The sequence below is a fragment of the Kluyvera sp. 1366 genome, from assembly GCF_054823405.1.
Window position 1 is genome coordinate 450,710 of the sequence record NZ_JBTRDW010000001.1, and the last position, 15,394, is coordinate 466,103.

General features: G+C 56.1%; 13 protein-coding genes. 9 read left to right on the top strand and 4 right to left on the bottom strand.

The features are described from left to right. Window positions 1-25: 25 nt before the first annotated feature. A complete protein-coding gene (locus ACVLVH_RS02135) occupies window positions 26-352 on the bottom strand; it encodes a hypothetical protein (protein WP_498948584.1) in 327 nt (108 codons plus the stop codon). A gap of 176 nt (window positions 353-528) precedes the next feature. Between ACVLVH_RS02135 and ACVLVH_RS02140 the strand changes: the two genes are divergently transcribed. After that, window positions 529-1,866, top strand: coding sequence for a glycoside hydrolase family 10-like protein (locus ACVLVH_RS02140; protein ID WP_370581441.1), 1,338 nt, complete (start codon window positions 529-531; stop codon window positions 1,864-1,866). A gap of 395 nt (window positions 1,867-2,261) precedes the next feature. Here the strand turns inward: ACVLVH_RS02140 and ACVLVH_RS02145 are convergent, their stop codons facing one another. Further along, on the bottom strand, window positions 2,262-3,182 hold the full coding sequence (locus tag ACVLVH_RS02145; RefSeq protein WP_192412924.1) for a LysR family transcriptional regulator: 921 nt from the start codon (window positions 3,180-3,182) through the stop codon (window positions 2,262-2,264). A gap of 146 nt (window positions 3,183-3,328) precedes the next feature. Here ACVLVH_RS02145 and ACVLVH_RS02150 point away from each other — a divergent pair, with 146 nt between their 5' ends. The 8 genes from ACVLVH_RS02150 to ACVLVH_RS02185 are packed head-to-tail and all read left to right on the top strand — an operon-like array spanning window position 3,329 to window position 10,858. After that, window positions 3,329-4,273, top strand: a complete 945-nt coding sequence (locus ACVLVH_RS02150) for a PDR/VanB family oxidoreductase (RefSeq protein WP_225614511.1) — start codon at window positions 3,329-3,331, stop codon at window positions 4,271-4,273. Beyond that, window positions 4,270-5,469, top strand: a complete 1,200-nt coding sequence (locus ACVLVH_RS02155) for an amidohydrolase family protein (protein ID WP_192412921.1) — start codon at window positions 4,270-4,272, stop codon at window positions 5,467-5,469. Before ACVLVH_RS02150 ends, ACVLVH_RS02155 begins: the two co-directional genes overlap by 4 nt. Then, a complete protein-coding gene (locus tag ACVLVH_RS02160) occupies window positions 5,459-5,914 on the top strand; it encodes a RidA family protein (protein ID WP_192235591.1) in 456 nt (151 codons plus the stop codon). Before ACVLVH_RS02155 ends, ACVLVH_RS02160 begins: the two co-directional genes overlap by 11 nt. A 14-nt stretch (window positions 5,915-5,928) precedes the next feature. Next, complete coding sequence (locus ACVLVH_RS02165; RefSeq protein ID WP_192412920.1) at window positions 5,929-6,807, top strand: creatininase family protein; 879 nt, start codon at window positions 5,929-5,931, stop codon at window positions 6,805-6,807. 9 nt (window positions 6,808-6,816) lie between these two features. Next, a complete protein-coding gene (locus ACVLVH_RS02170; RefSeq protein WP_137386931.1) occupies window positions 6,817-7,788 on the top strand; it encodes an ABC transporter substrate-binding protein in 972 nt (323 codons plus the stop codon). Then, complete coding sequence (locus tag ACVLVH_RS02175) at window positions 7,785-8,618, top strand: ABC transporter ATP-binding protein (RefSeq protein WP_192412919.1); 834 nt, start codon at window positions 7,785-7,787, stop codon at window positions 8,616-8,618. The genes ACVLVH_RS02170 and ACVLVH_RS02175 overlap by 4 nt, the downstream gene beginning before the upstream one ends. Then, window positions 8,615-9,415: an ABC transporter permease gene (locus ACVLVH_RS02180; protein WP_101761439.1), complete on the top strand. Its 801-nt coding sequence runs from the start codon at window positions 8,615-8,617 to the stop codon at window positions 9,413-9,415. The genes ACVLVH_RS02175 and ACVLVH_RS02180 overlap by 4 nt, the downstream gene beginning before the upstream one ends. Window positions 9,416-9,469: 54 nt before the next feature. After that, entirely contained in the window at window positions 9,470-10,858 is a 1,389-nt protein-coding gene (locus ACVLVH_RS02185; protein WP_312464618.1) for an FAD-binding oxidoreductase, read from the top strand. A gap of 55 nt (window positions 10,859-10,913) precedes the next feature. Here the strand turns inward: ACVLVH_RS02185 and ACVLVH_RS02190 are convergent, their stop codons facing one another. Continuing rightward, the gene (locus ACVLVH_RS02190; protein ID WP_277975327.1) at window positions 10,914-12,770 is read right to left on the bottom strand and encodes a putative phage tail protein; all 1,857 of its coding nucleotides are present in this window, start codon (window positions 12,768-12,770) and stop codon (window positions 10,914-10,916) included. Window positions 12,771-13,090: 320 nt separating this feature from the next. Further along, on the bottom strand, window positions 13,091-15,070 hold the full coding sequence (locus ACVLVH_RS02195; RefSeq protein WP_312464623.1) for an autotransporter outer membrane beta-barrel domain-containing protein: 1,980 nt from the start codon (window positions 15,068-15,070) through the stop codon (window positions 13,091-13,093). Window positions 15,071-15,394 lie beyond the last annotated feature (324 nt).

The following is a 15,394-nucleotide window of genomic DNA, read 5'->3' on the forward strand; positions in this document are numbered from 1 at the left end:
CTTCCAGGCAAGGATGCCGCGGAACTTAGTCGTACTGCACGTCGATGCTGATGGCTTCTTCCTGCACGTTGAGGTTTATCGCGCATTTACGCCACACCGGCAGACCGTTGGCCATATTGTTATCCACGAAGTACTGCTGAAAATCTTTCAGCGCCTCCGAGAGATCGCCTATCGCGCGCGCATCGGGTTCAAACCAATCCGGTTCACCGTTTTCATCGATGTAATCGAACTGAAACTGCCCGCCATCATCGTCCGCAAACAGTTCAGCCTGAACGATCAATTCCCGCGCACCTTGCGGGCCACAGCTAAAGATGATCTGGCCGATACGGCGATAAAGGTCTTCGTATTGCATAGGTTTTGGGTTCCTCAAATAAATTTACTGCGTGCAACTCATTGCGACGCTACAAAATCCCGTACTTATCAGTAGCGGCGCGATTCATCGTGCAAACCATGACACCATTATTGACTTTAGTTCGCATGATAAGAGAATGAGGCTCTTCGAACAGAAAGTTGCAAAAAAGGGAGTTTATCATAGCCTGTTCACATCGTTTTCCCTGGGTTAACACCTATAAAAAATCTGCTGCGCTGGTCGCCATTGCTGTCGCCCTCTCACTGGCCAGTTGCTCCTCGCCGCCACCGAAATCGCTGGTCACGCCGTTGCCGACGGTCACCAAACCGCCAATGCCGACTAAACCAGCGCTGAGCAAAGAACCGGTACGCGGCGTGTGGCTAACCACCGTTTCACGCCTCGACTGGCCGCCAATCAATTCCGTGAATGCCAGCCCGGCCAACCGCATCCACCAGCAGCAACAGGCGTTGACCGATAAGCTAGATAAACTGAAAAGCCTCGGCATCAATACGGTATTTTTCCAGGTAAAGCCGGATGGCACTGCGCTGTGGCGCTCCAGCATCTTGCCGTGGTCAGATATGCTCACCGGCAGGATTGGTGAAGATCCCGGCTACGATCCGCTGAAATTTATGCTGGATGAGGCGCACAAACGCGGCATGAAGGTGCACGCGTGGTTCAACCCATATCGCGTCTCGACCAACGTCAAACCTTCCACGGTTAACGCGCTGAATAATACGCTTGCGCTGCAACCGGCCAGCGTGTTTGTGCTGCATCGCGACTGGATCCGCACCGCCAGCGACCGCTTCGTGCTCGATCCCGGCATTCCCGCCGCCCGCGACTGGATCACCAGCATCGTTGCGGAAGTGGTGTCGCACTATCCGATCGACGGCGTGCAGTTCGATGACTATTTCTATACCGAAACGCCCGGTTCAACCCTCAACGACAGCGCCACGTTCCGCCAGTATGGTCAGGGTTTTGCATCGAAAGCTGACTGGCGGCGCAACAACACGCTGCTGTTAATTGAGCAGGTGTCGCGCACCATCAAGCAACTGAACCCGAACGTAGAATTTGGCGTCAGCCCGGCAGGCGTGTGGCGCAATCTGTCGCATGATGCGGCGGGCTCCGACACGCGCGGCGCGGCCGCCTACGACGAAGCCTACGCCGATACGCGTCGCTGGGTGCAAATGGGACTGCTGGATTACATCGCGCCGCAGCTTTACTGGCCGTTTGCGCGCCAGGCCGCCCGTTACGACGTGTTAGCCCACTGGTGGGCGGACGTGGTGAAGCCAACGCATACGCGACTCTATATCGGTGTGGCGCTGTACAAAATCGGCGAAGCGTCGAAAAGCGAACCTGACTGGACGGTGAATGGCGGCGTGCCGGAGTTGCAAAAGCAACTCGATCTCAACGAATCGCTACCGCAAATTAACGGCACCATTTTGTTCCGCGAAAATTACCTTAATCAGCCACAAACCCAGGATGCGGTGAATTATTTGCGCAGCCGTTGGGGCGATTAACATTATCGTAAGGTCGCCATCCATGGCGTAATGCTTGTCAGTTAAGCAAGCATTTGCTTTGAACAGGTAGCGGGCGCTGACACATCTGCTGCGTCACGCGCCTTTAGCAAATGTGCCCTTTTCAAAAACACGCACAGAAGTTTAAGCAGGCCGGGGCCACTTTTGGGCAGGCAATCCGCAGCGCTGAACGCAGCGAGGAAGCCAGGAGAGCCCGCAGGACGCGGGCGAAAGGCGGAGCCGGGACAGGACGTCCCGTCTCCGCCGGTCCGTCAGGCAGACGAGCAAAGTGAAGGTACCGCGCTAGCGGCGCGAGGACCGCCGGACCAAAAGTGGTCCCGGTCTGCGCACTCGTCGTTGGCTTACCTGACGAGCATTACGCCATTCATGGCGACCGATTACGCCAGCAACTCCTCACTCTGCATCAGTGCAAAAAACGACTCCAGCTCGCGCAGCATCATCGAAGCGGCAATCGAAAGCTGGCGCTGCGGCGCAACACACAGCGACAAGGTAAATGGCTTCAGCACCGTATCGATCAGCGGAATAAACTTCAGTTCACCGCGCCGATACTCATCAACGATATCCAGCCAGCACATCAGGCTTATCCCCACATCATCACGCACCAGTGAACGCAGCATATGAATGTTATTGGTGCACGCCACTTCGTTGATCTTAATGCCCGAGCTGTTGATCAGCGCCTCCAGCGGATCGGCCAGCATTAGCGGCGCGGCGGGCACGATAAATGGCCAGGATTCGCAGTGGCTGAAACGGATCGACTCCAGATTGGCCAGCGGATGTTGACTGCTCACCACAATACCCAGACGTAAATCGGCAAACGACTTCACCAGCAACTCGCGCGAACTTTGCGGATTAAGCATGATGCCGAAATCCGCATCGCCCGAGGTCAGTGCATTGGCGATGTGGATGTTGCTCATGGTGGTCAGCGTGAAGGAGATGCCGGGATAGTCGCTGCGAATGCGCTGCAAAATCGATGAAAAAAAGCCGCGATTAATCGCATCAATGGTGGCGATATGCACATGGCCGTGACGTAATCCGCGCAAATCATCCAGCTGCGTGCAGACGCGGCCAAAATCCCGCTGCCAGTTTTTCGCCGCATTCAGCAGGATCTCACCCGCCGCAGTCATACGTAATCCTGATGGATGGCGCTCAAACAGCGGCATATCCAGCTGTTCCTCCACGCGCAGAATCTGCCGATCGATGGACGATGCCGAGACATGCAGCACCTCAGAAGCCTTACGCAGCGAACCCTGGCGGGCCACCTCAGTAAAATAGAGCAGAAATCGGGAGAAGGCGAACATAAGGGGTGCTCTCTTTTTTGCAACGCATCATGCGAATTAAACAGATGGACGCTTACACATGGGCAAAATAATAATCGCTGCCATGATAAAAACAAGGGTTTGCGCGGCCTTCCAGCTGACGACATCCCTGCTCAGGCAGATAGATGATGAAATCCAATCCTCTCGTCGTCACCGTCATCGCAAAGCAGTTCAACGGTGCAGGCAATGTGTTACTGACGCTGGCGAATCGCAGCGGGCAGCCGCTGCCTGCTTTCACGCCCGGCGCGCACATTGATGTCATTATTCCTGACGGCGGTAAACGCCAGTATTCACTCTGCTCTGCGCCAGCCGAGTATTATGAAATCTGCGTACGTCTGGATGAGTGTTCAACCGGCGGATCGCGCTGGCTGCATCAGCAGTTAACCACCGGCGATAAGCTAGAGATATCCGCGCCACGTAACCACTTTCCGCTGCCGCACGCGTCGCGCACGCTGCTGTTTGCCGCCGGCATCGGCCTGACGCCGCTGTTGGTGATGGCCGAAGCACTGGCGGCGCGTCAGGCGGATTTCACCCTGCACCTTTACCTGAAACACGCCGACCAACTGGCTTTCAGCCAACGTCTGCACAATCTCGGCACGCGCGTGGTCATCCACTACAGCAGCGAAGGCGACAGCCTGCGCCAGCGCGTTCCCGAAGATCTCACCCAGCCAGACAACGCTGCGCTGGTGTTCTGCGGCCCGGCGGGTTTTATGCATCATCTGCAGCAGCTGGCGTTGCAACATGGCTGGGACGAAGCACAGCTGCACAGCGAGCGCTTCCAATCCACATCTTCGCTGATGGCTGGCGCTGCCTTCGAAGTGCAGCTCGCCTCCTCCGGCGCACGCTTTGCCGTGGGCGAGCAACAAACCATCGCTGAAGTACTTGAAGAAGCAGGGATTGAGATTGAACTCTCCTGCGAACAAGGCATGTGCGGCGCCTGCATCACCGGCGTGTTGGCGGGCGAGCCGGATCACCGTGATGATGTGCTGAGCCAGCAAGAGCGTGCGGCCAACGATTGCATCGTGCTGTGCTGTTCACGTGCGCGTTCACCTTTATTGGTACTGGATCTATGAGCGGCTATCCGGGTGCGACCGGCGCACGTTTACCCCGCTGGCTGCTGCCAGAAAACTGGCCTGAAGCCAACAATCAACCGCAGCTGGCGACCTTACATTTCCACGCCGCGGGCCTGCAATTCGAACCCGACCATGCAGCAGCACCCGCTGATTATCTGCCGCTTCACGGCGCGCTGGTGCTGCCCGCGTTTATCGAACCGCACGCGCATCTGGATAAAACCTTCACTATTCAACGCAGCCCGGCGCAACAGCCCGGTTTGCTGGCCGCGATTGCTGCCATGCATCAGGACCGCGTGCACTGGAACACAGCAGATCTGCAGCAGCGCGCTACGCAGGCGCTGCGCTGGGCGGTAGAAGCTGGCGTCGGTTTGCTGCGCACCCACATCGACTGGTTCTCCGTTGATGCACCATTAGCGTGGCAAGTGATTGGCGATCTGCACCATCCGCTGTGCAGCATCGAGCGCGTGGCCCTCGCGCCACTCACCTTCTTTGCCGACGCCAGCGATGCGCAGCATATTGCCGCGCAGGTCGCGACCAGCGGTCCGGGCGCGCTGTTGGGCGGTTTTATTCACAGCAGCAACTGGGATGCGCAGGCGTTTCAGCATCTGATGGAAGCCGCCGAATTGTGGCAGCTGGATATTGATCTGCATATTGATGAAGAACTTAATGTCGAGGCGCAGGGATTGCGCTGGCTGGCGCACTATTTGCAGCAGCATCCATTTAGCGGCGCGATCACCTGCAGCCACAGCTGCGCGCTGGCGCAGCAGGACGATGCGCAACAGATTCTTGCCTTACTGGCGCAACACAATGTGACGTTAATTGCGCTGCCGCTCACCAACCTGCTGTTGCAGGACGCGGTGCCCGGCCGCACGCCGCGTTTGCGCGGTTTAACGCTGGTGAAAGAGGCGCAGGCGCTGGGCATTCCGCTGCTGCTCGGCGCAGATAACGTGCAGGACGCGTTCTGTCCGTTTGGCAGTTACGACCCGCTCGATACGCTGTTCAGCGGTTTGCTGAGCCTGCAACTGGGCGCGGCCTTTGATCAGGCCTCCGCGCTGATCTGCCAACGCCGCGCGCTGCTGGCCAATGATTTGGTGATTTTTCCGCATGCCGATGTGGCGAGCTGGCCGTTGCGTCAACGTCAGCGCTATCGGCTGAAAAGGGGTGTGTGTTATGGAGAAACAACAGATGGCGCTTGATGCAGGAGCGGGAAAACCGCTGGCGAAATATGCCGCGTGGCGACGCGCGGGTGACTTCATTTTCCTCTCCGGCATTATTCCGGTGAATCCACAAACTGCCACCATTGTGCGCGGCTACGACGACATTCCCGCAGCGGCGCAACAGCTGCTTGGCCGCACCGGCGAGTTCTCCACCGATATTAAAGAGGGGCCGATTCTGGCGCAGAGCTGGTACGTGCTGGAGAGCATCCGCGCCACCATCGAAAGCGCCGGCGGACAGATGAGCGATGTCTTCAAACTGGTGCAGTATTTCCGCAATCTCGACCATTTTCCCCACTACAGCCGGGTGCGTAAGCAATTTTTTCCCGATGCGCCGCCGGTTTCTACCGTGGTGCAGGTGAGCGAGATGCTGCCGAGTCCGGACGTCTTAATTGAAGTTGAAGCCACGGCGTGGTTGCCGCAATAACACGAGGAGTTGAAATGTTGCATGGTTATATTCCGGCAAACCGCTTTTTGCCGTACCTGAGCTGGACCGACATCGCCACGCTGGAAAATAAAGCCAACACCGTGATCGTGCTGCCGACCGGCGCGATTGAGCAGCACGGCCCGCATTTGCCGTGTGCGGTGGATAGCGTGATCGCCTCCGGCGTGGTCGGCCATGCGCTGGCGCGTTTATCGGCGGAAATCCCGGCCTACGCCATTCCGCCGATCACCTACGGCAAATCGGATGAGCATCTGCATTTTCCCGGCACGCTAACGCTGACCGGCGAAACCCTGCTGCATACCATTCTGGAGATTGGCGAATCACTCTATCGCGCCGGTTTTCGCAAGTTCCTGATGGTTAACGGCCACGGCGGCCAGCCGCAGCCGTTGCAGATGGCAGCGCGCGAACTGCGTCTGCGCCACGGCGACATGATCATCATCATGCAAGACACCTTTAAAGTGCCGAACTGCGCGGAAAGCTTTATGGACGACAAAGAGCGGCAGATGGCGATGCACGCGGGACATGCCGAAACCGCGCTGATGCTGGCGCTGGCGCCCGATACCGTGCAGATGGATAAAGCGGTGGCTAATTATCCGCCGGCATTCCCCTGCCCGACGCTTTCGACCAACAAACCGATGGCGGCGTGGGCCTCCTATGATTTCGGCCCAAGCGGCGTGATTGGCGATCCTTTGCCCTCCACACCGGAGCAAGGCGCGGCCATCCTCGATTCGCTGGCAGAAAGCTGGGCGCAGGTGATTACCGAAGTGCACCAGATGACGTGGGTAACCCGCGCCGAACCGGCGTGGGGCACCGGCCAGTGGCAAGGCAAAGTATTGGATCACCACGACGCAGCCGCCTTTTTACCACCTCGCTAGGGAATAACGATGAAAAAAACATTGAGCACTGTTGCCGCGCTTGCGCTGGCACTCTCGGCCCCGAGCATGGCGGCAGAGAAATTCACCTTTATGACCAACTGGTATGCGCAGGCCGAACACGGCGGCTTCTACCAGGCGCAGGCGCAGAATCTGTATCGCGATGCCGGCCTCGACGTCACCATCAAGATGGGCGGTCCGCAGGTGCATACCATGCAGCTGATGGCGGCCGGTCAGGCCGACTGCATTATCAGCGATAACATGCAGGCGCTGGAAATCTGGCAGCAAGGCGTGCAGGCGATGCCGGTTGCCACCACCTTCCAGCACTCGGCGATTGCCTTTCTCACCCATCCGGATGTGAAAAACCAGGCCGATTTGCAGGGCAAAACCTTCCTGCTGGCGGCGGAAGCCTATACCTCATATTGGCCGTGGGCGCAGAGCGCGCTGAAGCTGAAAAATGCCCGCGTGCGTCCTTACACCTTCAGCATTCAGCCGTTCCTCGCCGATAAAAATCTGGTGCAGCAAGGCTATATCACCTCCGAACCGTTTGCGGTGCAAAAAGCCAATGCGCAGGCCAATGTTTACCCGATCAGCGATTGGGGTTATCCGCCGTACGGCAACAGCATTGTGTGCATGAAATCGACCATTGAGAAACGGCCGGCTGCGGTGGCGGCGTTTGTGAAAGCGTCGATGCAGGGCTGGAAAAACTATCTGCAAGATCCTGCCGCTGGCAACGTGCTGATCAAGAAAGAGAACCCGCAGATGAGCGATGAACAGATCGCTTTCGGCATTGCGCAGATGAAGAAATACCAGATGCTGACCGGCGGCGATGCGCAAACCGGCGGCATCGGCATCATGACCGAAGCGCGTCTCAAGCAAACCTGGCAGCTACTGGTCGATACCAAGCTGATCGATGCGGCCAAAGTACCGTTTGACGGCAGCTACACGCTGAAATTTATCCAAGACGTCAAGGTTCTGCCATGAATAGCGCCAGCCATTTGACGCTGCTGCATCCCGATGCGCAAGCGGTGCCGCGTTCTGCGGCGCCACCGGCGATTGAGGTGCTGTCAGCGGAGAAAATTTATCCCAACGGTACGCGCGCACTGCTGCCGGTCGATCTCACTATTCGTCAGGGCGAATTTGTCTCGCTGCTCGGCCCGTCCGGCTGCGGCAAAAGCACCTTGCTGAAAATGATCGCCGGGCTGATTGAGCCCACCGATGGCAAATTAATGCTGTTTCGTCGCGATCGGCGCGAAAATCAGCGCGATCTGCCGCTGTCGTTTGTGTTTCAGGAAGCGACGCTAATGCCGTGGAGCAACGTGCACAAAAACGTGCGTCTGCCGCTCGATTTGGCAGGCGTGCCGCGTGCCGAAGCGGACACCCGCGTGCGCGAAATCCTCGAACTGGTCGGCCTCGGCCAGTTTGGTCACGTATTGCCGCGCGAGCTTTCCGGCGGCATGCAGATGCGCGTGTCGATAGCGCGCGGCCTGGTCACGCGCCCGAAGGTGCTGCTGATGGATGAGCCGTTTGGTGCGCTGGACGAGATCACCCGCAACAAGCTGGACAGCGATCTGCTGGATTTGTGGCAAGAGCAAAAGCTGACGGTGGTGTTTGTCACCCACTCAATTCAGGAAGCGGTATTTCTGTCGCAGCGGGTGATTATGATGGCGGCGCGCCCCGGACGCGTGGTAGATGACATCCGCATTGAAACCACGTTGCCGCGCGACGATGAGTTCCGCGTCAGCCAGGATTTCACGCATTATGCGCAACAGCTGCAACGCGGCCTGCTGGCGGCGAGCAAGGAGAGTCAATGATGAAACCGTTAGCAAGCCATCGGCAATTTCAGCAGTGGCTGTTCCCCGCCATCGTCGCGGTCGCCATGCTGCTGTTGTGGCAGTTTCTGGTCACCACCTTCAAAGTGCCGGTATTTCTGGTGCCGTCGCCGCTAGTGGTGGCGCAAAGTCTGGTGCAGAACTTCCCGACGCTATTTATGTCATTGCTCTACACCCTGAAAATCACCGTTATCTCTTTTGCGGTGGCGATTGTGATTGGTTCGATTGTGGCGTTTCTGCTGGTGCAAAATCGTTTTATTGAGACCGCCCTTTTTCCCTACATCGTGTTCTTGCAGGTGACGCCGATTGTCGCGATCGCGCCGCTGATCATCATCTGGGTGAAAGACACCACGCTGTCGTTGGTGGTGTGCGCCACCTTGATGGCGGTGTTTCCAATAATTTCCAATACCACGCAAGGTCTGCGTAGCGTGTCGCCAGGATTGCTGAGCTATTTCCGCCTTAATCATGCATCACGCATGCAGATTCTGCTGCGCCTGCGTATTCCTTCGGCGCTGCCGTACTTCTTCGGCGCGCTGCGCATCTCCAGCGGCTTGTCGCTGATTGGCGCGGTGGTGGCAGAGTTTGTCGCTGGCACCGGCGGCACCGATACCGGGCTGGCGTACCAGATTTTGCAGGCCGGTTACCAGCTCAATATCCCGCTGATGTTTGCCGCGCTGCTGCTGATTTCACTGGCAGGCTTCCTGCTGTTCGCGCTGATGTCGTGGCTAACGCGCCGCGTGCTGGCGGCATGGCATGAGAGTGAATTGAGCCCCAGTTAAGAAACACGCATGCGCCGTAGTGGCGCAATACCCCTTTTCACACAGGAAATACACATGTCTGATTCCGATCGCCAGTCTGCACTGGCGGCGCTGGTCGCGGCGTTGCCTGATCTCGACTGGATCAAAGAAGCGCCGAAGGTCAAACGTCTGTCGCGCGATTTCCACTGGTTCAGTCCGGTCTTGAAACCGCAGCTGGAAGCGAAGTTTGCCGAACTGGCGGTACGTCCGCGTGATGAGCAGGAGCTGGCACTGATCGTGGCAGCCTGCGCCAAACAGCGCGTGCCGCTCAATCTGCGCGGCGGCGGCACCGGTAATTACGGTCAGCTGATTCCGCTGCACGGTGGCGTGATGGTTGATATGACGCGCCTCAACGCCGTCACGGCTGTCGGTAACGGCACGGTGCGCGCGCAGGCAGGCATTCGCCTTGGCGACCTCGAAGCGCATACCCGCCCACTCGGCTGGGAGCTGCGCTGCATGCCCTCCACCTGGAAACTGGCGACGCTCGGCGGCCTGTTTGGCGGCGGATTTGGCGGCGTAGGTTCGATTAATTACGGTCCGCTGGCCGCGCCAGGCAACGTGTTGTCGGTGCGCCTGATGACCATGGAAGAGACGCCGCGCATTATCACCCTGCAAGCGCCGGATGCGCTGCTGCTGCATCACGCGTACGGCAGCAATGGCATCGTGCTGGAGATTGAACTGGCGCTGGCACCACGCCACGACTGGATCGAACGTCTCGACACTTTCAACGACTTCCCTACGGCGATGGCCTTTGCCGATGCGCTGGCCCGTTCGCCGGGCATGGTGAAGCGCCAAATCGCCGTGTTCGCCGCGCCGGTGCTTGATTACTTCAGCGATCTGGCCGATGCCGATGTGGCGCGCAAACATGGGGTGATTTCCGTGGTGGGCAGCGAAAGCGACGGGCTGTTACCTGCGCTGCTGAGCCAGCATACGGGCCGCAATGCGCTGCATTTTGCCGCAGGGGAAAATAGCGGGCATTCGCTGATTGAATATTGCTGGAATCACACCACGCTGCAGGCGCTGAAAATCGATAAGACGCTAACTTACCTGCAAACTGCTTACGCGACGGATAATTATTTGCAGCAGGCGCTAACGCTGGAAGCACAATTATCCGATGAGGTGATGTCGCACATTGAATTCTTACGCGATATGAACGGCAGCATTACCTGTAGCGGTTTACCGCTGGTGCGTTATCAGGACGAAGATCGCCTCAACGCGATTATGGCTATTTACCGCACGAATGGCGTGAAAATTAATAATCCACATGTGATTCATATTGAAGATGGCAAACAGGGCATGGTGCGTGCTGATGTGGTGGCGATGAAACGCGCCTGTGATCCCCACAATTTATTAAATCCCGGCAAATTGCGCGGCTGGGAAGTACGCGATACGTTACCGGATGTGCATATCCCTGGCGTGAATTAACCACGTAGATTTTATTATTGTCGAGCCAGCAACCTCGATTGCTGGCTCTATAAAATTAATAGGGATCGGTAGCACTATGCAATTCAATACTGCGCTCCGCTCCATTGACTCGAACTTTTAAGAACCGACGCGTTCTCCATGTTCCATCGGGATTTTGCACGCTCTTTTCGAACACCGGACCATGCAATAACAACTCTTTGTTGTCGTTGTACCCAAAGCCAACTTGTTTATTACCAATCCAGTGCTGTTCAAAGGCAACAACTTTCTCCGCATCCAGTCTGGTGCTCTCTTCGGCGCTACAGGCCGTGAAGCTTTTACGGAAAATAAAGCAATTTCCAGCCTGGTATCGGTCTTTGCCATTGGTATCGACTAGCGCAATGGAATAGGCGGTAAAGCCCGCAATTTTCACATAGAGTTTGGTTCGGGCACCATTACCCGAAATATGTACTTTGGTCACCGGACTGGAACCCTCGCCGTACCAGCTGCCAATAGAATCTGCACCATTTCTTGCCTGCAGATAGATATTTGCCACGCCTTCCGGCGTACGGCTACTAAAGTCAGTTTGGGTTGCACTTTGTGAGAGGAATTGTGCGGTGCCAATAATTCGCACATGTATTTGCGAGTTGGCATTAGAGAAGGCGAATTCCCCGACATAAAACCACTGTTCAGCCTCCTTCCCCTGATTATCCATGTGATACTGCGAGGAGATATAGTCATAGCTCAATGAACCTTGCGCAACGATTCCCCAATCCGACATCTCCAGTACGCCACGATCGCCTTCACCGATAAGCGTCCACGGCTCAATACCTTCGGTACTGTAATCGAATCCGGCACTTTGGTTATGAATACTTTTTTGAATAATAGTGGCGCGGCAATAACCCAGTTTTAATGGGTTATCGGTGGATTCAATCGCTAATCCCTCAATCACCCACTGGCCATTGGAGAGATCACCGGCAAATTCGGAGTGTTCAATCCAGCCGTTGCGAATAAAGGATTGGGTACAACGCGGTAAATCCAGCACCGGCTTTTTAGTGCCGCCCTGCAAATTAAAATTGGAGAGTTCAATTGCCGTAGAGTGATCCCAGGCGCCTTCTACCCGACCGGACCAACGAGCATAAACAATGCTGTCCTGACAACCACGGGAATAGAACTGGTCGATTTTACAATCCAGCGTATCGATAAGATCAAGCGCACGTCCGCCCAAATAGCGGAATTCCATACTGCTGACGCGCAAGAACTGGCCGCCGATAATGGTGTTGGCATAGAAACCGACATTATTGAACGCCGTGCCGCCATCACCACCGCTGTCCGAACTCTTGCCTTTCACAACCAGCCCAGAAATTTCGGCATAGCGTGCCTGCACTTTAAAGAAATGTTGACCACGAGGTTTGGTATCCCAGTCGAAAAACAACGTCGTTGTTGGAAAATAACCGAAATTGACCGCCGCACCGGTCACCTTAAAACGGTTAATTTCTTTATCTGAGATATCAAACGTCGACATACTAAATTCGCCCGCAGTAAAACGTATCCCTGCTGATGGCAACACGCGCTGCGACCAGTTAAACATACGTTTTACCGCCTCGATGCAGTCGGTTTTCCCGTCAGGCACCGCGCCAAAATCCAGCACGGTGACCGAGTTATAATCCAGTATCACCCTTTTCCAGCGTTTCTTTCCCGCTGTCACAATCACCAACCCACCATCGTCTGGCGATGTGGTATCTGTTGCGTCATAAACAAATACGCCGCCGCCGGCTTTCGTTCCGCGCTTATACTCCAGCACCGTAGCGAGTTCACCGCCGGTGGTAGGTTCGGTGGCTTTGAGCTGTTCGATATCTATGACCTGAATAACCGGTGCCGCCGCCGTGACACTATTTTGTGGTGTGGTATTCGTATTGCTGGACGCATTCGCCATGGTGTACCCCTTAACCATTAAGAGAAAGTAACTGCACCATCGAGTATAAGTAACTGAAAATTAATGTGTTGATGCGTACCACGCTAACTGGGGCATTTGACTTATGTGATTTTTGCATGGCCAGACAACAATATGATTAATGGAAAAAAGCGTAGCGGCAGCGAGGCGATTTACAGATTAATCGCAGACAACTTCTTTATTTACATGGCACGAAACAGGAGAGGTTACGCGGAATTACAAGGTTGATTGCTAAGCAGAGAAAGCATTTGTGATCGTTATAAATTAACAGGCCAGCAACTAACAGTTACTGGCCTGCATGCTTAGAACGTGGCGTTGACACCGACATTCCATGTCACCTGATGGTAATCGCTATTCCCACCGACGGTTGAAACCCCGGCAAACGCATTCACCGTTTCGCCGAGCGGCACGTTGGCACCCAGCGACAGATCCAGCCAGTTTTTATCGCGCGCCTCGACGCTGCGTTCAAACGAAGTACGCGTTGATTTCAACCCGGCACGCACCGTGGAATCGGTATCGCCAAACTGATGGTTGTAGCTCACCTGTGCCCAGGGATTAACCACCCACTGTTTGCTGTCGATGCGCCAACCCACTGAGCCAATCTGTGAATGGGTGGTTTGATCGGAGTAGCGCATTGCGGTACTGCTGTCGCTGTTCTCGCTATAGCCGCCGACGCGACCGTAATCCAGCGCGTAACTGGCAACCGGCCCGGTGCTGAGATTTTCAGTAATTGGCAGCGTCCAGCCAGTCTGCACGCGCATGCCGAGCAATTTACCGCTGGTGCTACCCTGCTCGGTACGTTTGGACGGGCCAATGTGGATATCACGCTCGATGCTGTCGAAATCGAGATCGGCATAATGCAGATCGGCGTTAATCCAGCCCTGATCGAACACCGTCAGCTGGCTGTAAAGCGCCACCAGATTGCCGCGCAGTTTGTAGTCGTAGTTCGACGAAGGTTCCTGGCGCTGATTGGTGTTGGAGAACAGCACACCCGTTTGCCAGTTGTCGGTGATCTGATAGCCGATACCCAGCGTTAAGTTGGTGGTGTTGGCATTTCCGTCGCTCCAGCTGTCGCCCTGATAATCGACATGTTGCCCGGCATAGCCGCCAAATACCGTGAACTTTCCGGCGCTGGCGGGCTGTTGACGCTGCTGCTGCAAATGTCCATCCAGCGTGTTTTGCGTATCACGCGCCATCATCAGTGGCGATTGTGATAACGCCGCCACCTGCGCTGGCGCATCCAGAATCGACTGGATGTAATCGGCAATCATCGCATGCACCGCTGGGCTCGGGTGCAGACGATCGGCAAACAGATAATCCTGCGCCGTGGAGAAGCCCGGCGTGCTGGATTGACACTCATCCGCTGAGGTGCCAATCGGACAAGCGATGCCGATGGTGTTGGTTAAGCCATATTGGGTTGGATTGGCGATCACTTCATCGAACAGCCCGGCGATATCCACGCGCACAATATTGCCATTCAAGGTCGCCAGCCCCGCTTCTTCCTGCTGGTTATAACCGTCGGAGAGCGCCGTGACCTGCTCGCTCAGCTCCTGCCATGCGTTATAAAGCTGTTGCGCTAGTGCGTCACGCACCGCTGGAACCGACGAAACTTCGCCTGCCGCTTGCGTGAAGGCATCCTGCACCGCTTGCTGTCGCGCGGCTTTATTTGGTGTGGTCACGCCATCCAGTGACTGAAACGCCGCCACCATCGCCGGTGTGGCTTCACTTCCCAGCACGCGCAGCACGGTTTGAATCATATAGGGCGTTGAGCCGAGCTGCGGCACGGTGGGCACAATCACCGCGCCCGCGCCGGCATCCAGCAGGGTTTTAATTTGCGCAACCGATTGATTGGCGCTGTTGCTGATGGTTTCACTGGCGGTTAAGGGATTGGTGACGGCAACGGCGATGTCATTGGCACCGACCCAATGAATATACAAACCGTTGCTATCCGCGCGACCGCCGGTTGAAGCGAGATAACCCGCCAGCTGATCCTGGGTGTTTAAATCAGGATCGAGCTTGGGTACCGATACCGCGCCACCCTGCGCATAATTGCTGCCGCCTAACGTTGAGCGCTGTAAATCCTCCCCCAAATGCGCGGCAAGAATCTCATCATATAAAGGATGTTGTGCACCGTCGAAGGTAAAGCGGCCTACGTTGCCGCTATCACTCAGGCTATCGCCAAACACGGTCAGGCTGTCCCATGCCAGCGCAGGTGCGGGCGTCAACAACGCAGTGAGTGTGGCGATGGCGACGGCAGAAAGCGCAGATTTGTGGTTGTTCATCATCAACTCCGTGATGGGCCAGAGATGCAGCGTCTGACCGGCAAAAGGTAAGGTCCGCGCATCAAGCGAACCCGCAACATCGCATCAGGAATGCGTTAAGAAAATATCAAGGACGTTTAACTATTTAGTCAGGAAGGGGGCGTTATGCCAGTTTGCAGCGGCAAATAAACTCAAGTTTATTAACAGCCCTTTTACATGCATTTAAATTAAACCTTTAAATAAGGCCGCCGATAACTAGTGTTGCGGAGTGCGAGTACGCTCTGAGCGCTACATTTGAAAACATCAGGTAGGTTAATTACATACCCCGTGCGGCGCTGCGGCGCA